Origin of the sequence: Salinicoccus hispanicus (genome assembly GCF_009831115.1) — a bacterium.
In the GTDB taxonomy this organism is placed as follows: Bacteria; Bacillota; Bacilli; order Staphylococcales; family Salinicoccaceae; genus Salinicoccus; species Salinicoccus hispanicus.
Genome location: NZ_WUUK01000003.1, coordinates 187457 through 209915, shown reverse-complemented (window position 1 = coordinate 209915; position 22459 = coordinate 187457). Strand labels below are relative to the sequence as shown.

20 protein-coding genes are annotated in these 22459 nt (G+C 44.9%); 11 read left to right on the top strand and 9 right to left on the bottom strand.

From position 1 onward, the window contains the following. Positions 1–2: 2 nt before the first annotated feature. The 5 genes from GQ671_RS08470 to GQ671_RS08450 are packed head-to-tail and all read left to right on the top strand — an operon-like array spanning position 3 to position 4725. Positions 3–467: a TRAP transporter small permease gene (locus GQ671_RS08470; RefSeq protein ID WP_160655602.1), complete on the top strand. Its 465-nt coding sequence runs from the start codon at positions 3–5 to the stop codon at positions 465–467. Then, the gene (locus GQ671_RS08465) at positions 468–1745 is read left to right on the top strand and encodes a TRAP transporter large permease (protein ID WP_160655598.1); all 1278 of its coding nucleotides are present in this window, start codon (positions 468–470) and stop codon (positions 1743–1745) included. A gap of 19 nt (positions 1746–1764) precedes the next feature. Beyond that, positions 1765–2544, top strand: a complete 780-nt coding sequence (locus GQ671_RS08460; RefSeq protein WP_160655595.1) for a creatininase family protein — start codon at positions 1765–1767, stop codon at positions 2542–2544. A 2-nt stretch (positions 2545–2546) separates the two neighbouring features. Next, positions 2547–3575 carry a TRAP transporter substrate-binding protein gene (locus tag GQ671_RS08455; protein ID WP_160655592.1) on the top strand — a complete coding sequence of 343 codons (1029 nt, stop codon included), beginning with the start codon at positions 2547–2549 and terminating at the stop codon, positions 3573–3575. After that, positions 3568–4725 (top strand): M20 metallopeptidase family protein, encoded by a 1158-nt coding sequence (locus tag GQ671_RS08450; RefSeq protein ID WP_160655590.1) that lies wholly within the window; start codon positions 3568–3570, stop codon positions 4723–4725. The genes GQ671_RS08455 and GQ671_RS08450 overlap by 8 nt, the downstream gene beginning before the upstream one ends. A 176-nt stretch (positions 4726–4901) precedes the next feature. Here the strand turns inward: GQ671_RS08450 and GQ671_RS08445 are convergent, their stop codons facing one another. The 6 genes from GQ671_RS08445 to GQ671_RS08420 form a co-directional block, all read right to left on the bottom strand. After that, positions 4902–5942: an ABC transporter ATP-binding protein gene (locus tag GQ671_RS08445; protein WP_160655587.1), complete on the bottom strand. Its 1041-nt coding sequence runs from the start codon at positions 5940–5942 to the stop codon at positions 4902–4904. Next, complete coding sequence (locus GQ671_RS08440; RefSeq protein WP_160655584.1) at positions 5943–7670, bottom strand: ABC transporter permease; 1728 nt, start codon at positions 7668–7670, stop codon at positions 5943–5945. 25 nt (positions 7671–7695) lie between these two features. Next, complete coding sequence (locus GQ671_RS08435; protein WP_160656350.1) at positions 7696–8724, bottom strand: ABC transporter substrate-binding protein; 1029 nt, start codon at positions 8722–8724, stop codon at positions 7696–7698. Between the two features lie 64 nt (positions 8725–8788). Beyond that, the gene (locus GQ671_RS08430) at positions 8789–9580 is read right to left on the bottom strand and encodes a sugar phosphate isomerase/epimerase family protein (RefSeq protein WP_160655581.1); all 792 of its coding nucleotides are present in this window, start codon (positions 9578–9580) and stop codon (positions 8789–8791) included. 297 nt (positions 9581–9877) lie between these two features. Then, positions 9878–11095: a hypothetical protein gene (locus GQ671_RS08425; RefSeq protein WP_246153213.1), complete on the bottom strand. Its 1218-nt coding sequence runs from the start codon at positions 11093–11095 to the stop codon at positions 9878–9880. 375 nt (positions 11096–11470) lie between these two features. Beyond that, positions 11471–12250, bottom strand: coding sequence for a MurR/RpiR family transcriptional regulator (locus tag GQ671_RS08420; RefSeq protein WP_160655579.1), 780 nt, complete (start codon positions 12248–12250; stop codon positions 11471–11473). 124 nt (positions 12251–12374) lie between these two features. Here GQ671_RS08420 and pfkB point away from each other — a divergent pair, with 124 nt between their 5' ends. From pfkB to GQ671_RS08405, 3 genes are read left to right on the top strand one after another with little or no spacing between them, the layout of a single operon-like run. Then, positions 12375–13304 carry a 1-phosphofructokinase gene (pfkB, locus tag GQ671_RS08415; RefSeq protein WP_160655576.1) on the top strand — a complete coding sequence of 310 codons (930 nt, stop codon included), beginning with the start codon at positions 12375–12377 and terminating at the stop codon, positions 13302–13304. Next, positions 13305–15200: a fructose-specific PTS transporter subunit EIIC gene (locus tag GQ671_RS08410; protein ID WP_160655573.1), complete on the top strand. Its 1896-nt coding sequence runs from the start codon at positions 13305–13307 to the stop codon at positions 15198–15200. Next, entirely contained in the window at positions 15200–16111 is a 912-nt protein-coding gene (locus tag GQ671_RS08405; RefSeq protein ID WP_160655570.1) for a tagatose 1,6-diphosphate aldolase, read from the top strand. Before GQ671_RS08410 ends, GQ671_RS08405 begins: the two co-directional genes overlap by 1 nt. Positions 16112–16174: 63 nt before the next feature. Here GQ671_RS08405 and GQ671_RS08400 read toward each other — a convergent pair whose 3' ends face one another. Continuing rightward, on the bottom strand, positions 16175–17854 hold the full coding sequence (locus tag GQ671_RS08400; protein WP_160655567.1) for a glutathione ABC transporter substrate-binding protein: 1680 nt from the start codon (positions 17852–17854) through the stop codon (positions 16175–16177). 217 nt (positions 17855–18071) lie between these two features. Between GQ671_RS08400 and GQ671_RS08395 the strand changes: the two genes are divergently transcribed. Then, entirely contained in the window at positions 18072–19271 is a 1200-nt protein-coding gene (locus GQ671_RS08395) for a GTP-binding protein (protein WP_160655563.1), read from the top strand. Between the two features lie 21 nt (positions 19272–19292). Further along, entirely contained in the window at positions 19293–19562 is a 270-nt protein-coding gene (gene rpsN, locus GQ671_RS08390) for a 30S ribosomal protein S14 (protein ID WP_160655560.1), read from the top strand. A 126-nt stretch (positions 19563–19688) separates the two neighbouring features. Here rpsN and GQ671_RS08385 read toward each other — a convergent pair whose 3' ends face one another. Together GQ671_RS08385 and GQ671_RS08380 are read right to left on the bottom strand one after the other, a co-directional pair. Then, positions 19689–20456, bottom strand: a complete 768-nt coding sequence (locus tag GQ671_RS08385; RefSeq protein ID WP_160655557.1) for an SDR family NAD(P)-dependent oxidoreductase — start codon at positions 20454–20456, stop codon at positions 19689–19691. Positions 20457–20560: 104 nt separating this feature from the next. Next, positions 20561–21292: a class I SAM-dependent methyltransferase gene (locus GQ671_RS08380; protein ID WP_160655554.1), complete on the bottom strand. Its 732-nt coding sequence runs from the start codon at positions 21290–21292 to the stop codon at positions 20561–20563. Positions 21293–21434: 142 nt separating this feature from the next. Here GQ671_RS08380 and GQ671_RS08375 point away from each other — a divergent pair, with 142 nt between their 5' ends. Beyond that, on the top strand, positions 21435–22445 hold the full coding sequence (locus GQ671_RS08375) for an aldose epimerase family protein (RefSeq protein ID WP_160655551.1): 1011 nt from the start codon (positions 21435–21437) through the stop codon (positions 22443–22445). Positions 22446–22459 lie beyond the last annotated feature (14 nt).

Below are 22459 nucleotides of genomic sequence, written 5' to 3'. Positions count from 1 at the left end.
TAATGAAACACCTGTACAACATGATTCTAAATATATGTTCTATATTTTTTATCATTATTGTAATTGCTTCAATTGCCCAGGTCTTTTTTAGATTTGTCCTTGATAGTCCACTTGTATGGAGTGATGAACTTTCAAGATTTCTTCTGTTGTGGATGGTATTTTTGGGGGCTAGCGTTGTTTCTTACAAAGGTGCCCATCTAGGTGTAGATTTTCTTTTCGATTACATTCCGCCTAGATTCACGTTGGCTCTGAAGGCTGCCTCAGTGGCCGTATCACTCATCTTCTTAAGTGTCCTTGTTTTTTCATCGATGGAGCTATTAAGAGTCGCTGGTTATACATCGAGTCCTGCTCTGGGAATTCCAATGTCATATTGGAGAGGTTCAGTAGTTGTCGGTTCGTTGCTAATGATTTTAGCAATCATTGTAAACGTTTTCTCTAGATTGAAAGAAAGAAAGGTGGGGAGGTAAATGCTTGTCGTTCTGATTTTACTATTCATGATCCTCCTTCTGGTTATCGGGGTACCTGTTGCATTTGCTATCGGTGCAGCATCACTATTGTACATATTTGTTTCTGGCTATGATTTGAGTATGGTGGCCCAAAGTATGGTAGGAGGAATAGATTCCTTCACTTTACTCGCAGTCCCTTTCTTCTTATTTCTAGGTGCAATTATGAATACCGGAGGAATTACTGAAAAAATTATCGAAATTGCAAAAACAATGGTTGGACACTTTAAAGGAGGGCTCGCACAAGTCAATATTTTCGCAAGTCTGATATTCTCGGGACTTTCCGGCTCTGCTACAGCGGATACTGTGGCTTTAGGATCTGTATTGATTCCAGCAATGGAGAAGGAAGGATATGACAAGAAATTTGCTGCAGCCATTACAGCGACTTCTTCTATCGTCGGTCCCATTATTCCTCCAAGTATTACGCTTATTATCTTTGGCATCGTAACAGGCACACCAATTGGTCCTTTGTTAATTGCCGGCATCATACCAGGGCTCCTCGTTTCCATATCACTAATGATATATACATACTTCATTTCAAAGAAGAGAGGATATAAAAGTTACCCTAAAGCTAGTATTAAAGCAAGAGGACGTTCGCTTTACAAAGGTTCATTTGCACTATTTCTGCCTTTGATTATCGTAATCGGTATAGTTTCTGGTATTTTTACAGCCACCGAATCTGCAGCGATAGCTGTTTTATATGCAGTCATAATTTCCCTGTTTGTATATAGAACAGTTTCTTTAAAAGACTTATGGAATATTACCAAGGAATCTACCTTCGAATCGGCTAAGATACTCATTATCATTGCAGCAGCATCAGTCTTTGCTTGGGTTGTTACGAGAGCGAAACTTTCCGACAAGGTAGCTGATTTCATCTTCAGTGTCACTACGAACCAATACTTGATTATATTGATCATAATCGTATTCTTGCTCATCATTGGATTATTTATGCTCCCTAGCGAAGGGATACTCGTGTTTGGACCAATATTGACACCAATCATGATCGCGATAGGTATGGATCCGATTCAATTTGGAGTGTTGATGGTTTTGACCCTTACAATTGGCGGTGCATCACCACCTGTCGGCATAATGCTTTATATTGTTGCAGATATAGCAAAAGTAAGATTCATGGAACTGGTCAAGGAAGTAATGCCAATGTATGTACCACTCATTGTGACAGCTATACTTGTGGGATTCTTCCCAGTATTTTCTCTAATACTGATTGACTTATTCTATGGCTAAATAAAAAGGAGGAATAATATTGAATAAGCACGCGTTACATCTTATGACTTGGCCGGAAATAAAGAAGGAATTTGAAAAAAACAAGGTGATTTTCCTCCCCTTAGGGTCGATGGAACAGCATGGGGAGCATTCGATTAATGGTGATTTTCTAGCAGCAACACATGTTGCAGAGAAAGTTGCAGAGAGGAGTGATAATCTTTACGCACCCACTCTTCCTTTTGGAAACTCAAATTATTTCAAATCATTTCCTGGAACTATTTCCCTTCGTGAAGAAACAGTGACTCAAATACTTTTTGATATTATTGAAAATTTTATTGATCATGAACAGTATAAGATTGTGTTTTTAAATGGACATGCTGGCAATAAGAGCTCAATTAACAATGCTGTACGTACGCTTGGAGAAGAACATAAGAATTTGGAAGTGTATACTTTCAACCTTTGGCAAACACTAACGCAGAAGCAGAAACAGGAGATGTATCCTACGGAATCCGACCCTTCCGGTCATGGTGCCGAGCCATTGACTTCTATAATGAGGTATTTATACCCGGAGCATGTTGATGCAAGCCAAGAAAACTTCGAAAGAAATAAACGCTTTAACAATGGGAATGAAATTCTTAATTTAAATCAGATGAACGTTGACGGCGTTAATGTCGATATATATGTGAATATGCAGGATATCTCTGAAGACGGAATTTATTCAAACACGTTTGAACCAAGTAAGGAAATTGGGGAAAAAGCAATTGATTATATTGTAGATAATATACTGAACGCTACAAATAAAATATATGGGGAGAGATAAATATGAAAAAGCTCTTATTGTTATTAGTTTTGATGATCGGTGTGCTAGCAGCATGTGGTGGAGGCAATGAAGATGAAGCAGATACTGGAGAGGATAGTAATGAAGTTGAAGGTAGTGAAGGGGGAACAATTTCATTCAGTACGTGGGCAAATGAAGGTGAAGCGGCATATGTGGGTATGGAGAGATTCAAAGAAATAGTGGAAGAGGAGACAGGCGGTAACTACACTGTAGACCTTTTCCCTGGAAACCAGTTGGGATCAACTGCTGAACAGATGGAACAAGTGAAAATGGGATCCATTGAATTGATGTCAAGTGGAGATCCAGGAATGATAGAAATTGAAATGCTTTCCCTACCATATCTTATGGAAAGCAATGAGCACTGGGCAAATGTCTTGGAATCGGATATTGGAGATGAATGGAATGAAACTTTGAAAGAAGATCAAGGTATCATCAATATCGGAACATTACCTAGAGGACCAAGGGTTATTTCATCCAATACAGAAATCAATGAACCGGCTGATATGCAAGGCTTGAAATTCAGAACACCAGAGAGAGATTACTATGTTCAGACGTTCGAGGCACTGGGTGCGAGTCCAACGCCAATCGACTTTGGGGAACTTTACAGTGCACTTGAAACAGGAATTGTAGATGGGCAGGAGAATCCTTTAGAAACTATAGTTGCTGGGGGATTTATGGAGGTACAATCCGATGTTTCACTTACCAATCATATGTATAAGCCTGCTTTTATAACAGTAAACGACGAATTCTTTGAAGGTCTTACCGAAGAAGAGCAGCAAATTTTTAGAGATGCCTCTCAAGAAGCTAATGAAGTTGCTTCAGAACAGTTACAGAGTGAAGAAGAACAGATGATGAGTGATCTTGAAGAACAAGAAGTTACAATTACAGAGCCAAATGTTGATGCATTCAAAGAAGCGACTCAAAGTGTCAGAGATAATCTTGGTACAGACACATGGGGTGAAGAAAGATACAATCGCATTGTTGAAATGGGACAGGAAGATTTAAATGAATGATGTAAAGAGACTTATAGAAGATGAAATCGATGATATAATCAGATTCCGCCGAGAAATGCATGAAAATCCAGAACTTAGCTTTAAAGAGTATTTAACTACACAGAAGCTTAGAAATGAATTACAAAGTGATATTATAGAATTCCATGAACTCAGCGAAAAAACCGGTTTGATTGGAGTAATTGAGAAGAATCCAGAGTACAAAACTCTTGGTATCAGAGCCGACATAGATGCCCTTCCTATAGAAGAAAATACCGGTTTGGATTTCTCGTCTAAACACGATGGAATCATGCACGCGTGCGGACATGATATCCACACGAGTATTCTGTATGGTTATTGCAAGGTCATTTCTAAACTATACGACGATTTAAAGTATAATATTGTGGTGATATTTCAACCGGCTGAAGAAACGATGCAAGGTGCAAAGTATGTATTGAAAGAACTTGAACATCTCCATATCAAAATAGATGAAATGGTTACTTACCATACATGGCCCTATCTAAATGAAGGAAAAGTTGGATTTAGAAAAGGTGACATGATGGCAGGCGCAATGAATTTTCATGTTGATATCAAAGCGAGTGGAGGGCATGCAGCCCATCCACATACAACAGCAGACCCGATATTCCTGTCATCAGATATCATAGGTTTTATTCAGTCGATTGTATCACGCTATAATAATCCGGTGAATCCTTTAGTTATAACGGTAGGAACAATCAAGGGCGGCGAGAAGACAAATGTTATTAGTGGGAGTTGTAAATTTAGCGGAACGATCAGGAGCTTTTCAAAAGAGTCTCTTTTATTGGCTGAGCGCTTGGTTACAGAATACATTAATAATATTACCAAAATGTCGAATGCAGAATGTACAATAGACTTTGATAATTACTGTCCCCCAGTCATCAATAGTTCTGACACAGTCGATAAGTTTGTAGAGGAGAACTCAGAAGAGTTGATGGAAGAGTTACTTCAACCTTCCATGGGATCAGAAGATTTTGCTTTTTATCTCGAAGAGATCAAAGGTGCATTGTTCAGAGTAGGAACACAGATACCATCAGAGGAAAAGAGTCGACTTTCATTGCATAATTCAAAAATTATTTTTTCCGAGAAGGCGATTTCTGCTGGGATAGAAGGAATGATTAATTTTACAACAACATAAATTTTTACAGCGCCCATATTTTTCGGGCGCTGTTTTATTGAGATACACTAGACTAACTCTGTTTCTTTTATATTTCTATGAGTTTAAATAAAATAGGAAAAGAAAATCTATACTCTCGATCATCTGAGTTAAAATTCTATTGTATGGATTCTTGTGGATAGTACTTTTTAACCAAGCTAATGATTACCTAAAGGATTCAAAGATACATAATCTCCAACTCGAAACTTTTCCGAGACGGGCCTGTAGACGATCACCGTCTGATTGTTATACCGGACAGAATAATGATATTCCTTGCCCTGAAACTGCCGGGTCAGTATCTCGCCGAAATTTTCATTCTGACCGGCATGCTTCAGTTCTATCTGTTCAGGACGGAGGGCATACATATTCTCGGATATCAGTTCTTTTGTCACGCCGATATCCTTCCATTTTTCGTTCGTACCCTGAGGCGTGAATATATTGTTTTCCCAAGTACCTTCGAAGATGTTCGCCTTGCCGACGAAGGTAGCGACGAATGGTGTTTTCGGATGATGATAGATTTCTTCCGGGGAACCGATCTGTTCGATATGTCCTTTATTCATCACGATGATGCGGTCGGCCATTGCGAGTGCCTCGCCCTGATCATGGGTGACATACACGATGGCAGCCTGGGTCAGACGGTGCAGGTTCTGGATTTCGCGTCTCATCTCAAGCCTGAGTTCTGCGTCGAGATTGCTGAGCGGTTCATCCATCAGCAGCAGTTCGGGTTTCGGTGCAATGGCGCGGGCGAGTGATACGCGCTGCTTCTGGCCGCCGGATAATTCACCTGGCAGGCGCCCCGCAAAGGGTTCTAGTTCTACAATCTTCAGCACTTCGTCGATCCGGTCCTTTGAATGATTGCGCAGTTCTGCATCGACGTAGCGGTGGTGCTTGAGGGGGAATTCGATATGCTGGCTGACGGTCATGTGTGGCCAGAGTGCGAATGACTGGAAGACCATGCTGACATTCCGCTGCTCGGGCTGCGTGATGGTCTTCCGGTCTGCCACCAGGCTTTTATTAATATGGATCATCCCGTCCGTCGGTGATTCAAATCCTGCGAGCAGACGGAGCAATGTCGTCTTACCGCATCCTGAAGGACCGAGAATGGCGAGGAATTCGCCATCATTGATCGTGACATTGATATCATTCAGCGCCCGGAAGTCGCCGAATGACTTGTTGATATTCACCACTTCTGTCGTCATCTAGTGATTCACCTTCCTGTTCAAAATGGCCTGGACAATAAACAGCAGGCAGTAGGCTGCGACGATCAGGAGGACGATCATGCTTGAGAATGCCGTGGCATATAAAGTATAGCCGGACTGCTGGAAGCTCAGTATTGTCACGCCGATTGTTTTGGTTGTAGAAGAGTAGAGCAGGGCGGATACCGTCAGTTCGGTCAGTGCACTCAGAAAAACGAGCAAGGCCCCGCTCAGCACGCCGGGTGTAATCAATGGCACCATGATCTTCCGCCACTTCGGCCAGCCGTTCGTCCCGCTGATCCTAGATGCTTCCTCGATATTCGTGTCCAGCTGCTGGAAGGCGGTAATGGCACTTCTGACCTGAAGGACAAGGAAGCGGGTGATGTAGGCGATGTACATGATGAGTGCCGAACCGTATATGCCGGGGTTCCAGCCGGGAATCGGCTCCATCCAGGTGAAGATCATCGCAAGGGCGAGCACGGTGCCCGGCAGTGCGTAGGGGACAGTAATGGTACCTTCAATCAACTTTATCGTGGTGTCTGCTTTTCTGACGCGGTAGTAGGCGATCATGGTACCGATAAGAATGCCGATGATTGTCGTGACACTGGCCAGCTTCACACTGTTGGTCAGTGATTCGACTGTCGAGCTGCTTGTGAATATGTAGCTGTAGTTTTTGAATGTCAATGTTTCCAGTGAGTAGTCGAGACCGTACGCACTCAGGAACGAAGTGGATGCCATCGAAAGTAGTGGGAAGATGCCGGTCACGATGAAAAAGAGCCAGATGACACTTTCGACCATCAGCCGCTTCTTCCCGAGATGGTGTCTTGGTGTGTAGTCCATGGTGGTCGTCTCAAGTCTTTTGGATCGCCTCAGGAACAGCCACTGGATGCCCATGCCGGCGAGTGCGATGATGCCGAGTACGACGGACATGACCGCAGCAGTATTGAAAGTGCTCGTACCAAAACCGATGATTTGCTGGTATATATAGGTCGACAGTACAGGAATATCCGCAGGTGTTCCGAGAAATGCCGGGATGCCGAAGTTGTCGAGACCACCGAGGAATGCGATGAACGCCCCACCGACAATGCCCGGCAGTGCCATCGGCAGTACAATCTTGCGGAAAGCCGTCAGCGTACCGGCGCCTGAACTTCTTCCTGCCAGTTCCATCTCCCTTGGTATCCTTCTGAATACATTCACTGTAAACAGGTAGACCAGCGGGAAATGGGAGATGCCCATGACAAACACCAATCCGGACATCGAGTAGAGATCCCATGCCACCTGCTCCAGGCCGAGCATACTCATGAAGCTGTTGAGCGTGCCTGAGGGGCCGAAGAATTCAACCCAGGCGAGGGAAGTGATGTAGGACGGAATGATGAACGGCAGGAATACGAAGAGCTGGATGGTATTTTTGAATCTGACATCGGTGTAGGCGAGGAGCCATGCAAACAGCACGCCGAGAAAAGCGGCGATGACTGTTGAACCGACCACGACGATCAGCGTATTCTTCAGCACTTCGTATGTACGGTCTTGAGAGAACATCTCTCTGTAGAATTCAGAGGTGAATCCATCGTCACCGATGAAGCTCATCAGTACCAGTCGGATGATCGGTACGACGAAGAATATGATGATGAGCAGTATGGCGGTGGTTCGAACTATATTTCTGATTAAGGAAGGGGCGGCGGATTCATTTCCGCGCCCCTGTCCATTCTGTTCATTTTGGGTCAATTCCATCATCCTAAGCTAGATATGAGTTTTATTATTCGGAGAATAGTGTGTCGAACTGTTCCTTGTCCGCCTCGCGGTTTTCAGACAGTTCCTCAATCGGTGCATCGATGACTTCGAATTCATCCAGTGATTTCAGGCCTTCTGGTGGTTCTACGCCTTCGCGGATTGGTGTATAGCCGATTTCACTCTGCATCTGCTGTCCCTCTTCAGACAGGACGAAGTCTACAAATGCCTGTGCGGCTGCAACGTTATCCGTGTTTTGCATAATGCCGATCGGTTCAGTGATGACAGGCACCCCTTCGTCCGGATAGACCAGTTCAACAGGGGAACCATCATTGGCGGCACGTGCGGCAAGATAGTCTACAACCATGCCGTAGGACTGCTGGCCAGAAGAGACGTTCTCCATTACTGCACCGTTCCCTTCGGTCACCATCGGGTTGTTGGCCTTGATGCCTTCGTAGAATTCCCAGCCGAAATCGTCACTCCTCGTCAGTACGCTGAGGTTGTACGCTGCAGCACCGGAGTAGAGTGGGCTTGGCATTACGATATTATCCTGTGCTTCATCGGAAGTCAGGGTGTTCCATGAAGTCGGCATCTCATCTACATTCTCCGTATTGACTATGAGCCCAGTAGACATGATTTTCGTACCGGTATACATATGATCCGGATCGACGAAATCCTCCGGAATCGTATCCGCTTCCGGAGATTCATATCCCATCAGCATCTCATCCGATTTCAGGCCTTCGAAAGTGACCGCGTCGGCTACAAGCAGCACGTCTGCGAGGACGTCACCTGCTTCATTTTCAGCCTGAACCTTGCTGATGACTTCTTCAGTACCTGAACGGAACAGGTTCACGTCCACATCTGGATGTGTTTCGTTGAATGCAAAAATCAGCTGCTCAGCATCCGCATCGGGCTGAGATGTATAGAAATCGAGTTCTCCGGAAATCTCTGATCCAGTGTTCGACCCTGCTTCTGCCGAAGTGTCTTCTTCCCCGGAGCCGCAAGCTCCAAGAATCAGTGCAAGTGAAAGTGCTGAAGTACTCCATACTTTTTTCATGCCCATTTTTCATTCTCCTTAATATATGTAGAATTCGATATGAACGCTTATTGCTGAACTTTGGTCATTTTTTGTACATTAGCTGATCCTGCTGCTCCATATTGAAGTGATTCAAATAGTCTAGATGCGTCTTCAGGAAACCGAGTTCCCTCGAGTCATCCATGCCTTCCAGTACGATCGGCAAACGACTTTCCATGATCATCGGCAGAATGGACCTGAAGTCGATGCAGCCCTCACCGAGCGGCACATGATAGGTGGACGCTGTCGAGTCACTCAGGTGGATGCTGTTGATGGCGGTCGTCTGTTTGAAATACTGGCATGAATCTTCATAGAGCGGCACATGGGCGATGTCGATGGTCGTATGCAGATTCCTGTCGAGCAGTGAAAGGAAGCTGTTCATCGCAGGCGGTCGCGAAATGAGCTCCTTCTCCTTCTCCTCCATCAGTTCCATCGATAGAACAACGCCTTTTTGTTCGGCATAATCCATCAGTTCCGTTACGGAGGAGAGCAACATCTGAAAATGGACATCCATCATTCTGTCGGATAGCGTCAATTTACCTGGATGGAAAGTCATGTGACTCGCCCCGAGATCCGAGGTAAGGTCAATAGATCGCTTCAATTCCGCTACGGATTGTTTTCGCATTGCCGGATTAAGGGCAGTGATGTTAAGATCCCAGCTCGCAGCATGGACAGTGAGATCAAGAGAAGCTGCCGCTGCCGCTTCAGCCAGTTCAAACGGGTCTGCATCATACCGCCAGACATGTTCCGCCCAAAATTCTATACCAGAAAACCTGTGTTCCCGGGCAATTCCTATCACTTCAGAAGGATTGAACGACCAGCATAATGTAGAGGACATATAAAGTTGCACCTCTGTAAAACTCCTTCCCTTGTGATTTCCATGTCTCCACTCTAGTGATTGATTGTTAAGAAATAATTAATCTTCAGTAAAGGAAAGGACATGATTCAGTAAAGAGGAGTTAAAATTACGCAGAGATGTGCTGATCGAATGATTATTGAAGAAAATTACTGTGAATATCAGAAGTATTTTCATAATAGCGAAAGACATAAAAAAGATACACGACCAATTCATTGGTCGTGTATCTTATCCATCTGATGTAAGCCGGAAAGTTCCATACAGAATAAATTTTCCATCCTACTTCTGTTCTTTTTTTCCTGCTTCCTCTTCTTCCTGCTCTTCCTGTTTTTTTGCTGCTTCGTGTCTTTGTCTCTGTCTATAGCCATAGGTGCTGTTGAGTATGACTTCCTTGTTCTCGAAAACGGAACCGATTGCACCGATGATTGTGGCGAAAGTAGTGACGGTCCATGCCATATCGAGATAATTTTCAACGCCGACAACTTCTGTTTCGCTTAAATCAGCTGCCAGTTTTTCTGGTGGTATGAGAAGGGTCGTAGTAGCCAGAAACATGAAAAATAGAATGGCATAGTACATTATTACTGTAACCAATAGAGTGAAAATGGTGGAGGTGTTATACATTTTCCTGATGTGTTCCTTTTTCTCATTTTCTTCTTCTTCCGAAGTCTTTTTCTGCCATAGTTCATGCGCCAGGACGATCCATGCGACAAGTACCGATATGGCGATGAGTGTAAGTAGTATCAGGCGGGGCGTGCTATACATTTCACTGAGTCTTGCAACTGATGGAAATATGAGAGCATAGGCACCAGTCGTAAATGCAACAACGATGATTTTGAAAAATGCCGGAAACATCTCCCATGGTCGATTGGCATGCACCATTCCGGAAACGATTCGTATCATTCCGTTCAGCTTTGATTTTACAGTATAGCGTATATCCACATAAGTATCTTCATCATCGAATGTTTGACGGTCGAGAGGGGAGAGGAGTTCAAAAGCCCTTTTTCCAAGCAGTTTTTTTGGATCCTTATTTCTCAGGTTTTCAAAACCACTACTTTCCTGTGCTTCCAGGCGTGCTTGTGCTTGCTCTCGATTTTCATCAGAAGCTCCATAGTAAATTTCGTTGATCAGTTGGAGTATGGCCTCACGTACACGGCTATGCATTGGTACGAGGCCAAGTCCCGGCAGACTGAGGAGGGCTACATTTTCATCACATACCACTTCGGCAACAATAGGACGGTTATCTACGAATAGTGGCAGATCGGTTAGAATGACAACGTAATCCCAACTTTTCGATCTTCCTTTGTTTATAGCTTCTTCAAAGACTCTGGCTGAATCATTTGTGCCCCCGGTAAGAGTATCTTCATAATATTCAACTTCCCATTCATATTCTTCACTGACGTAGTATTCAAGCATCTCGGGAAGTTCGTCTTCCAGATTTTTTCCAAGTTGCTTTACATAGCCGGGCGGAGTGATGAGGCCTAGTGTTTTTTTGGTCATATGGACCTCCCTTCTATACTATTGAGAGAATAATTAAATATATAAAAAGATGAAGGTATATGCTTCCTTCATCTTTTTATATGCCCGTTTATTATAATTTTACTCATTAATTCTATCAATTGATGCTTTGGCAAGTCCAATGATGACCATATCAACCATCGGTGGGTTGTGCAGGGCGTCATGGACATTGCGACAGTACAGCTGCAGGTCAATGTTTCCAGATAGGCTTTTCGCTCCAACCGTCTTGTGGACTAATGAGGTTTTTACTGCCCTAGCATTGGTTTCATCTCTGCGCGCGTGTCAATATCTTTTTCTTCCCACTGACTTTTTGTACTGTCCGCGATGGCAGGTTCTGCTTGGAAGTCTGCGGGACTGCTACTCGTAGTATCGGATGACATAGGCATCAAGCATGATACGGCCCAGCACCTGAAGGGGGAGTCTGGATCTCACTTCATATTCAGGATAGAAATTTTTGCTGGATTTATAACCGAGCAGATTAATATCTGCCAGATTATATAAAGAGCTGTCTTTGTTGGTGGTGAGAAGAATGGTTTTTACACTATTACTATTGCATATTTGTGCTGCTTGAACCAGCTCCTCAGTCTCGCCATTCAAGGATATGAATATTACGAGGTCATCTTTTGTAAGATGTTCCGCTTTGAGTCTGATGATATTCGGGTCACCATGGGATTCGCAATGTTTATCCAGCAGTTGCAGCTTTGTATTCATTTCTGCAGCAATGAACTCGGAGAATCCTCTTGAGAAAATGGTGATCTTTTTACTGTATTTGATTGCCTCCAAAGCATCTTCAATGATGGTTGAACTCAGATAGCTGATTGTATTGATGACTTCTTCCTTATTTTTCAGAATGGCTGTCTGTATCTGCTTATCCATGTTCTTGAAATTGATCAGCTCTTCATCTGTCTGATGCAGTGTTTCAGATGCAATCCTGAATTTGAAGTCGGTAAATCCTTTATATCCGAGTTTTTTCATGCATCTTACGATTGTAGATGTGGATACATTTGCATTCTCGCTCAACTTTAAAATGGAGATTTGACTGATACCTTCAAAGTTATTTTCCAGAAATGATATCAGATACTTGTCACTTTCGCTCAATTGACTGTAGTTCCTCTGGACTCTTTGGTGAAAATTCATTTGATCCGACCTTCCAAGTTGTAAAAGTTTTTCATGACTTTCCGTTTAATCCAATGATATTTGAAAACCTTTCCATTAGCTAGCCTGACATAATATAAATATAGAGTAATACAGGAGGTCGACAATGATCTATACATGTACGATGAACCCGGCAATAGACTTGTTCTGTAAAATGAAGCGTTTCGTGCCGGAAGCAGTGAACAGAAGTTTCTATGAGGAATACCAGCCAAACGGAAAAGGAATCAATGTCTCGATCGTTCTGCATAGGCTTGGAATACAGTCGACGGCTCTCGGATTTCTCGGTGGATTTTCGGGTGGCTTCATCAAGGAAGAACTGGATGGTATGGGAATCGCCAATGATTTTGTCGATATAGAAGGGATCACCCGAATCAATACTTTCATCCAATCTGAAGATGGAGAATACAAGGTTGTTAACGGGGGGCCGGAAGTGTCGAAAGAGAAACAGGACATATTGATCAGGCAAATATCGATGCTTGGCAGCGACGATGTCCTTTTTGTTTCTGGCAGTCTGCCAAAAGGTGTAGATCGAGAGATACTGCTGGATATTGCCAGCCTTTCAGTTGAGAAGGGATTCAAGCTTATCTGGGATATCAGTGAGACCATACTGAGTGATCTTGTTGCTTATCGCCCTTATCTGATCAAACCGAATATTGATGAGTTCAGGAATATATTTCCTGATGCAGATATTAACACGGATGCTGATATCATCCGATATGGCAAAGCATTGGTTCAATCAGGTGTAGAGAACCTCATTATTTCAATGGGTGATGAGGGTGCCTGGTTCTTCAATGCATCCGGCGTGCTGAAAAGTAATGCACCGGAGGGGGAAGTGGTCAACACCGCCTGTTCAGGGGATGCTTTGCTGGGAACTTTCTATGCGACGCTTGCACAAGGAAGCGAGCCGTCGGATGCCTTGGCTGAAGCAGTGGCTGCGGGATCATCGACGGCGTTCACCTCAGGTCTGACAGATTTTGAAGATGTGGCTGATTTGAAAAGTACAATCAAAATAACAGAAGTGGAAGGGGCGTTATAGATGAGTTATAGAATTCTTGGAGTAACAGGCTGTCCAACGGGCATCGCACATACCTTCATGGCACAGGAGGCACTTGAGAAGGCGGCAGGTGAAAAAGATATCAGCATCAAAGTTGAAACCCATGGCCAGCAGGGTGTGGAGAATTCCTTTACACCAGAAGAAATCAGGAAAGCTGAGGTCATTATTGTAGCAGCAGATAAGAATGTCGATATAGAGCGTTTCAATGGAAAGAAACTGATCAACGTCTCTGTATCAAAAGGGATCAAGCAGGCGGATGCACTGATAGACCGTGCATTGTCTGGGGACGTTTCAACATACCGTACCGACAGGAAATATGAAGGTCCATCAGGTGCTTCTGAAGAAAAAGTATCCATATGGCGACAGATCTATGTCCATCTGATGAATGGTGTCTCACACATGATTCCATTTGTTGTAGCCGGAGGTGTCATGATCGCCATATCCTTCATGTTCGGCATCTATTCAGCGGATCCGTCGTCTGATCAGTATAATCCGATTGCTGCTCAGATGAACACCATCGGCGGGGTGGCCATGGGACTTATGGTCCCGATACTGAGTGCATTCATCGCACAGTCGATTGCCAACAGACCAGGGATGATCATTGGTTTCATCACTGGTTTGATCGCGGCGGATAATGGCACCGGATTCCTTGGTGGTATTGTCAGTGGTTTCCTTTCCGGTCTGGTCATGGTCATGCTTGCAAGATCACTGAGAGGGTTGCCTAAGCAGCTGGATGGGTTGAAATCGATTTTCCTTTACCCGGTGCTTGGTATATTTATTGCCGGATTCATCATCTGGTACTTGTCCATACCGATGGAAATGATCAATCAGACGATGATGGACTTCATCTCAGGGTTCCAATACTCCAGTCCCATCATTCTTGGACTTCTGATCGGATCCATGAGTGCCTTTGATATGGGTGGACCAGTTAATAAGGCGGCGTATGTCACAGGCACCGTCTTGCTGGCTGAAGGCAACTATCTGTTCATGGCCGGTGTATCTGCAGCCTGTATCGCGCCACCGTTGGCAACCGGTTTCGCTGTGCTCTTCGGTAGGAAATACTATTCTGCTGATGAAAGAAGTGCCGGACTTGTCAACTTCCTTCTGGGATCTACACATATTACTGAGGGAGCGATTCCTTTCGCCGCCAAAAGACCACTTACCATCATACCGATATTGATGATCGGTTCTTCGATTGCTGCGATACTGACATACCTGTTCCAAGTTGAAGTGCCTGCACCACATGGTGGATTCATTGTACTTCCAATCGTAACGCATGCACTCCTATGGATCTTGGCAATTCTGCTCGGTTCAGTCGTTGCCGGTTATTTGATGAGTCTTGATCAGAAGCGAGCAGTAGACCGCCTGGCAGTTGCCGATGGTGCAGTAGTTTCTGCAGATGATATGGCTTCCAATGTTAAATTGGATGAAGAGACTTTGAAGTTTGGTACGGATCAGGTGCATCTTGACCATCAACTCAAAGATAAGCAGGAAGCACTTGAATTCATTGCTGCCACAGCGGTCGAGGATGGCATATCAACCGACAGATCAGCTGTACTGCAAGGATTGCTCGATCGTGAAGCTCAGAGCAGTACGGGAATGGAGAATGGAATCGCAATTCCTCATGTATCGGATGCCTCCATTAAAACGCCGAGTCTGATCGTCATCAGGAACAGACAGGGTATCGACTGGCCGGCAATGGATGGCGAAGAGACTAATTTCATCATTTCGATTCTCGTGCCTGAAGGTGCAGGGGATAAACACCTGAAAATACTGGCGGATATTTCAAGGAAACTGGTTCATGAGTCCGTCATCGAACGACTGCATGCTTCGAATTCAAAAGCAGAAATCAAAGATATACTATTGGGGGAACAATAATGAAGAATCTGGATAAATTCAGAGATGAAAATGGAAAGATTTCCGCTTTGGCAATTGACCAGCGGGGCGCCTTGAGAAGAATGATGGGAGAGGACACGCCTTCAGAAGCACTCGGCGAATTTAAACGTCTCGTTTCAGAGAATCTGACTGAACATGCTTCTGCCATACTGCTTGATCCTGAATATGGTTGGGATGCTGCTGATCACAGATATTCGGAATGTGGTCTCCTGATGGCCTATGAACAGACCGGATATGACAAGCAGACGCCAGGCAGGTTGCCTGATCTGATACCGGATTGTTCTGTCCACTCCCTTAAAGCACGGGGTGCAGATGGCATCAAACTGCTTGTATATATTGATGTAGATGAGAGTCCTGATATCAATCGGCAGAAAGAGGCATTCATCGAACGTGTCGGTTCCGAATGCCTAGGAGAAGATATTCCTTTCTTCCTGGAAATTCTGACGTATGATGCGAATATCGAAGACGTGAAAAGCAGAGAGTTTGCAGAAGTGAAGCCAAGAAAAGTAATCGGTGCAATGCGTGAATACAGTAAAAAAAAGTACAATGTGGATGTACTGAAAGTGGAAGTTCCCGTCAATATGAATTATGTGGAAGGTTTTTCCGACACGTCGATACTTACACAGGAAGAAGCGGCCAAGCATTTCAAGGAGCAATCATCAGTAAGCGACATTCCCTTCATTTTCCTAAGTGCTGGAGTGAGTCCTGAGCTGTTCCAGAATACGCTCAAATTTGCTAAGGAAGCAGGTTCAGACTTCAATGGCATATTATGTGGCCGTGCCACATGGAGCGGTGCAACAAAGGAATACCAGATGAAAGGCACAGCTGCTGCTGAAAGATGGCTTAAAGAGACGGGTGTCAGTAATATCAATAACATCAATAAGAATATATGATTTGAAAAAATGCGAAGCCGGCAGGTCCGGCTTCGCATTTTTATTATTCCAAAGGCTTAATGCCTATTCACTTTCTACTGTTGCGTTCCTGAAGTTGAACTGGTCATAGCTGTCGATTTCGAGTCCTTCGATGCTGTTGCTGTAGGCATTCATATACTGTGGATGCATGATGAAGATGGCAGGTGCTTCTTCGATCAGGATCTGCTGTACTTCACCGTACAATGCCTTACGTTCTTCTTCGTCGGATTCCTGGCGTGCATCATCAAGCAGTGAATCGACTTCGTCATTTTCAAGGAATGCCCTGTTTCCTGGAGAACCAAGTCTGGAAGAGTGGAAGAGCGGTGTCAGTGCGTTATCCGGGTCACCGGTCGAGTTGCCCCAGCTCATGATGAACATATCGTGTTCACCCTCTCCAGTGGCATCGAGGAATGCACCCCACTCAAGCTGTTTTATTTCAAGATCGATGTTCAGTTCAGCCAGTGACTCCTGCATCCAGATGGCTGTATCGATACGCTCAGGATTGTCATCGTTGACCATGATGTTCAGGGAGAAGCCATCAGCATACCCTGCTTCCTCAAGCAGTTCGCGGGCTTCGTCCATGTCATAACCTAACGGTTCGAGACTGTCATCGTAGCCGAATACATCCGGTGCGAGTGGGGAATGAGCGACGATACCGGCACCGTTATAGACACCTTCAAGCACGGCCTGCTTATCGAATGCATGGGTGATGGCCTGTCTGACACGCACATCGTTCAGCGGTTCACTCTGTGTGTTGATGCCGACATATTCCAATGCAACGGACTGTGATCTTTCGAGCGTAGTGTCATCATTGCTTTCAACTCGCTCGGCATCACTGGACTGGACATCTGCGATGGCATCCGAGCTGCCGGTTTCAAGTTCGGCCAGACGGGACCCTGTTTCAGGGACCACTTTCAGTGTCAATGTTTCAAAATTGGCCGGCCCATCCCAGTAGTCTTCGTTTCTGGCAAGCGTTGTGGATTCGCCAGGCTGGCGATCCTCATATTTCAGATATCCGGTGCCGACAGGATTCTGCTCGACGATCGTGCCGGTAAATTCAGAGATATCCTGCGCAACGGCTTCATGTTCGTCACCGCCTGCTTCGCGCAGTTCATAATACTCTTCAAGCGTCATATCTACACCCGCTTCATCGAGGGCATATTGGTAGTCTTCATCAATCAGCTCCTTGCTGATGATGTTTCCGGCACCATGTGTCAGATGACCGGGAAGTGGCGCAAATGGATATTCCGTGACAATTTCCAGTGTCTGTTCGTCGACGGCATTCACTTCCTCGATCATCTCAAGAACAAAGGCACGGGTGGAGGAGCGGCTCGGATCAAGCAGGCGGTCAAGGTTCGCTTTCGCGACTTCAGCATTGAATGGGCTGCCGTCGTGGAACGTCACATCATCACGCAGCGTGAACCTCCATGTTGTATCATCCACCTGTTCCCAGTCGGTCGCGAGTTCAGGAACAATCTCAAGATTCTCATCCTGTGCGACGAGTCCTTCGAATACGTGGGACCTTACCTTTTCTGATGGGCTGTCGTTGCTGCCATGCGGGTCGAGGGAAACGGCATCACTCGGCAGGGACAGTACAATATCACCGGATGCGGTATCAGATTCTGCACCTGCACTGTTGTCGGTTTCCACCTCACTATCATCTGTACATGCAGCAAGTACGACGATGACAAGTGTCAGCAGTATGTAATACGAAAACTTCTTCATTTGATGACCTCACTTCCAAATATGTTTATTTTTATATCATACAATTCTACTATGTTTTTACATGGAGTCAATAGAGAATTTTCAATATTCTTTTTAAAGATGGAAAAAATGAAATATTCAACTCAATCTTCATGCTGAAAAGAAGTTTATGTTGAAAGATATTTATAAAGGTGCTATGATTCAAAACGTAATTATTACGATTTAAAGGATGAATAAGATGAAAAAGACTCCTGTGACGATACTCAGTGGCTATCTGGGTGCAGGCAAGACAACGTTGATGAACCATATACTTAATAACACGGAGGGTATGAAAGTGGCCGTGATTGTCAATGATATGAGTGAAATCAACATCGATGCAGACCTGATTGCCGATGGCAGCAGTCTGAGCCGGACTGATGAGAAGCTGGTCGAGCTGTCGAATGGATGCATCTGCTGCACGCTTCGCGAGGATCTGCTGGTCGAAGTGGAAAAGCTTGCCGACCAGGGAGATGTGGACTACATTCTCATCGAATCGACAGGCATTTCAGAGCCCGTCCCGGTTGCCCAGACATTCTCCTATACTGATGAAGAGATGAATATTGATCTGACCAAGAAGACACGGATCGATACGATGGTGACCGTGGTTGATGCCTTCAGATTCTGGACGGACTACAAGTCCGGTGAAACACTGCTTGATCGGAGCCAGGGCATGAGCGACGTCGACGAGCGCGAGGTGAGTGATCTTCTGATCGATCAGATCGAGTTCTGTGATGTACTGATCCTGAATAAGTGCGACCTCGTTGAAGAAGAAGCGCTGGCACAGCTTGAGAAAGTGCTGAGGATTCTGCAGCCGGAGGCGGAGATCATCAGAACTACAAATGCGGATGTCCCTCTGGCGAAAGTACTCGACACGAAGAAGTTCGATTACGAGAAGGCAAGCATGTCTGCAGGCTGGTTACGCGAGCTGGAAGAAGGTGGGCATCAGAACCACACACCAGAGACGGATGAGTACGGTATTTCAAGCTTTGTCTATAGACGGACACTGCCATTCCATCCACAACGGTTCGACAACTTCCTCCAGACCATGCCGGATGATATCGTCCGTGCGAAAGGGCTTGCGTGGCTGGCTTCGAGAAACGACTTTGCCATCATGGTCTCACAGGCTGGGAGAAGTGTCGGTATTGAACCTGTCAGCTACTGGGTAGCTGCAATGCCGGTCGAAACCCGTCGCCAGATTCTCGAACAGAATCAGGAAATGTCATCAGCATGGGACATTGAATACGGCGACCGCAGAAACGAGCTGGTGTTCATTGGAATAGGGATTGACGAAAAAGAAATTACTGCAGCGCTTGATGAGTGTCTGCTTACGGCAGAAGAGCTGGATAGCGACTGGACGACACTTGAAGACACATATCCATGGGTCCTGCAACAGTCATAAAAATTTTAAGGAGAGATATACATGGCTAAGAAGTCGAAGATCGCAAAAGAGAAGAAACGTCAGGAAATGGTGGAGAAATACCGTGAACTGAGAATGGAATTGAAGGAGAAAGACGATTACGAAGCATTGAGGAAACTGCCGAGGGATTCATCACCGACGCGGCTGACTCGGAGGTGCAGAGTCACAGGACGTCCAAGAGGAGTACTCCGCGACTTTGAACTATCCCGCATCAAGTTCAGGGAACTGGCACATAAAGGACAGATACCTGGCGTAAAGAAGGCAAGCTGGTAGTAGTCTGATAGGCGTGGACTTTCAGGATATCTTGTGTTCTTGTATAAATGATATTGATATACGCTGATCAGTCAAATTATTAAAGCGTCCCGAAGTATTCCGGAACGCTTTAATAATTATTGAGGATTACATATGCTTACTTAGATCTGGATAGCCTGTTATTTCCCATGCACCATCCACAACAAGACTTGTGCCATTGATATAGGAAGCGTCATCCGAAACCAGGAACAGAGATGGCGCTGCTATTTCGCTTGGTTCTGCGGCTCTTTTTTCAGGTATTCTTTCCATGAATGCTTCTTGTAGTGCTTCATTTTCAAAGAATGAAGCGGTAAGTGGTGTCTTAACTAATCCTGGAAGTACGGCGTTCACCCTTATCTTATGCTCCGCAAACTCGAGTGCTGCATTTTTTGTGAAAATCTCAACTCCGGCTTTTGCTGAAGCATAGGCTGCCCCGTAGAACATTGGAACATGTGCGTTCAAGGAAGAGATATTTACAATCGCGCCTCCATTTTCCTTCATCGCATTGGCTTCATGTTTCGTGGAAAGGAAAATGCCATTCAATACAATATCCACCGTCGTTTTCCAATCTTCGTACGGCTGTTCCAATATTTTTCCGGACTTATTGAGGCCTGCTACGTTAAAGGCATAATCCAGTTTGCCGAATTTTTCTACAGCTGTGTCCACCAGGTTTTTAATGTCCGATTCGGAGGTTACATTCGCAACAACCCCGACAGCATTTCCGGAAAAATTCTCCTCGATTTCCTTCAGTTTATCTTCATTCAGATCTCCAATCACAACTTTTACGTTCTGATCAAGTAGCTGTTCGACAATGGAGTACCCGATACCTGAAGCACCACCGGTTACAACTGCTACTTTGCCATCCATACCTTTCATGAAAATCCCCCTTTTGATTTTTTGAACCTATTATCAGTATATCAAAGGCTTCTATACCCAATAAATAAAACGCTTACAAATTTGTAGTATTGTATATTTTACCATCAATCAATCCGCTTGCATCGAATCAGAATGAACGGTGGAAAATGGCGAAGTTTTTCGATGCGTTCTTCACTATAAAGCTCGAACACTTCAGGACTTTGACCTAGATCTTTGACATAATCGATGGAAAGGCCGTTCTGAATGAGTGAATTGAAGAGGGTTTCGATGGTATGATGATATTTTTCGACATATGTTTCCATACCCGACCAGTAGGCGCTTCTTTCTCCTTCTTCAAAATAGTGGTCGACTTTGTGGGGAACGCCCTCTATTTTGATGTGTGGTGTCTTGCACGCAGTGGTGATCGGATGCTCCATGGTGAAAAGCAGTGTGCCACCGGGTTTGAGAATTGTCGCGAGTTTACGGCATAGCTGATCGAAGTCCTCTATATAATGGAAAACCAGTGAAGCGGTGATCACATCGAACTGCGCTGTCCATTCCATCTCAGTGAATTCACCATGGAGGAAAGTGGCATCCTCCTGATCAAAGTGGGACGTACAGTGATTGATCATAAGGTTCGAAGCATCAGTACCGGTGACTGCTTTTGGAGAATGGGTGAGCATATGCGCGATCAGATGGCCGAGTCCGCAGCCGATGTCGAGTATCGTTTTATTTTCAAGGTGTGGAAGCGCACGCTTCATCTCAGGCATCTCGACGACTTCGTTGTAGCTGAGCGGGCTGCTTCGCAGTTGCTTATACTGGTTGAAGAAAGTTTCGTCATCATAGGGCAAGTCCATGGTGGGCAGGCTCCTTTCATTTCTATTCTTTCATTATATATGAAAACCAGATATAAACGGTTTATCAAATGGTTCCGGCTTGTGGCTTCGGGTATATGCAGAAATGTAGGATGATAATGATGATTGGGAAGGCGGAATGACAATGAAGATCAGTGAGCAGCACCATGATGGGGACATTATTCTATATACGATGGAAAATAACAATGGCATGAAAGTCGAAGTCATCAACGTAGGCGCAAGCATCATCGGCATCCATGTTCCGGATCGCAACGGGAAATTCAGCGATGTTGTACTGCAGAACGAAACGCTCGGAGAATACTACGGAAACCTGCATCTGTTAGGCGCGACGATTGCACCGATTGCCGGCAGGGTGAAGGATGCCGAGATCAGAGTGGACGGTGAAACTTATCCACTGGAACGCAATGAAGGATCAAATGCACTTCATAGCGGGGAATTCGGCATGCAGAATAAAAGCTGGAATAGTGAAATCATCGAGGCGGAGGATACGTACAAGGTCCGTTTCCATACAGTGATTGACGATGCATTTCCAGGAAATCCGGAAGTCGCCATCCTTTATTCATTGAATGATGAAAATGAACTGAAGCTCGAGTATGAGGTGGATAGTGCAGGTGCAACGGCGGTGGCACCGACTAATCACGTATACTTCAACCTGAACAGTGATAAGGATCAGCCGGTGTCGAATCACATTGTGACAAGTGATGCAGGGAAGTATCTCAAGATGGATGAAGCACTGATCCCATTATCAGCTGAGCGGTGTGAAGGGATCTTCGATCTGAGTGAGGGGAAGCGGTTTGAAGAGGTGTTCAATAGCGATGATGACCAGATAAAAATAGTGAATGGTGGATTTGACCATTACTTCCTGACCGATGATGGCAATCATTTCGAAGTATATGAACCAGGAAGCGGTCGCAAGGTGAGTCTGAAGACGGACTTCCCGGGGCTTGTATTCTACACAGGAAACAATCTGGACGATGGGCTGCCATTGAAAGATAGAAACCCGAAACAGTATATGGGCTTCTGCATGGAAGCACAGCGTTCGCCGGCCGCCCAGTACCTGGATCTTGGCTTTGATATTGTTTCGCGCGACAGTGAGAAGTGGGAAACGGTGTTCAGTTTCAGCGTGGAAGATTAGTATTAATATCCATA

Coding starts and splice junctions, on each gene's coding strand:
- rpsN (WP_160655560.1), top strand. CDS start 19,293: ATGGCTAAGAAGTCGAAGATCGCAAAAGAGAAGAAACGTCAGGAAATG.
- GQ671_RS08440 (WP_160655584.1), bottom strand. CDS start 7,670: ATGGAATTGACCCAAAATGAACAGAATGGACAGGGGCGCGGAAATGAA.
- GQ671_RS08375 (WP_160655551.1), top strand. CDS start 21,435: ATGAAGATCAGTGAGCAGCACCATGATGGGGACATTATTCTATATACG.
- GQ671_RS08425 (WP_246153213.1), bottom strand. CDS start 11,095: ATGACCAAAAAAACACTAGGCCTCATCACTCCGCCCGGCTATGTAAAG.
- GQ671_RS08445 (WP_160655587.1), bottom strand. CDS start 5,942: ATGACGACAGAAGTGGTGAATATCAACAAGTCATTCGGCGACTTCCGG.
- GQ671_RS08395 (WP_160655563.1), top strand. CDS start 18,072: ATGAAAAAGACTCCTGTGACGATACTCAGTGGCTATCTGGGTGCAGGC.
- pfkB (WP_160655576.1), top strand. CDS start 12,375: ATGATCTATACATGTACGATGAACCCGGCAATAGACTTGTTCTGTAAA.
- GQ671_RS08435 (WP_160656350.1), bottom strand. CDS start 8,724: ATGAAAAAAGTATGGAGTACTTCAGCACTTTCACTTGCACTGATTCTT.
- GQ671_RS08405 (WP_160655570.1), top strand. CDS start 15,200: ATGAAGAATCTGGATAAATTCAGAGATGAAAATGGAAAGATTTCCGCT.
- GQ671_RS08385 (WP_160655557.1), bottom strand. CDS start 20,456: ATGAAAGGTATGGATGGCAAAGTAGCAGTTGTAACCGGTGGTGCTTCA.
- GQ671_RS08465 (WP_160655598.1), top strand. CDS start 468: ATGCTTGTCGTTCTGATTTTACTATTCATGATCCTCCTTCTGGTTATC.
- GQ671_RS08380 (WP_160655554.1), bottom strand. CDS start 21,292: ATGGACTTGCCCTATGATGACGAAACTTTCTTCAACCAGTATAAGCAA.
- GQ671_RS08410 (WP_160655573.1), top strand. CDS start 13,305: ATGAGTTATAGAATTCTTGGAGTAACAGGCTGTCCAACGGGCATCGCA.
- GQ671_RS08455 (WP_160655592.1), top strand. CDS start 2,547: ATGAAAAAGCTCTTATTGTTATTAGTTTTGATGATCGGTGTGCTAGCA.
- GQ671_RS08400 (WP_160655567.1), bottom strand. CDS start 17,854: ATGAAGAAGTTTTCGTATTACATACTGCTGACACTTGTCATCGTCGTA.
- GQ671_RS08450 (WP_160655590.1), top strand. CDS start 3,568: ATGAATGATGTAAAGAGACTTATAGAAGATGAAATCGATGATATAATC.
- GQ671_RS08470 (WP_160655602.1), top strand. CDS start 3: ATGAAACACCTGTACAACATGATTCTAAATATATGTTCTATATTTTTT.
- GQ671_RS08430 (WP_160655581.1), bottom strand. CDS start 9,580: ATGTCCTCTACATTATGCTGGTCGTTCAATCCTTCTGAAGTGATAGGA.
- GQ671_RS08420 (WP_160655579.1), bottom strand. CDS start 12,250: ATGAATTTTCACCAAAGAGTCCAGAGGAACTACAGTCAATTGAGCGAA.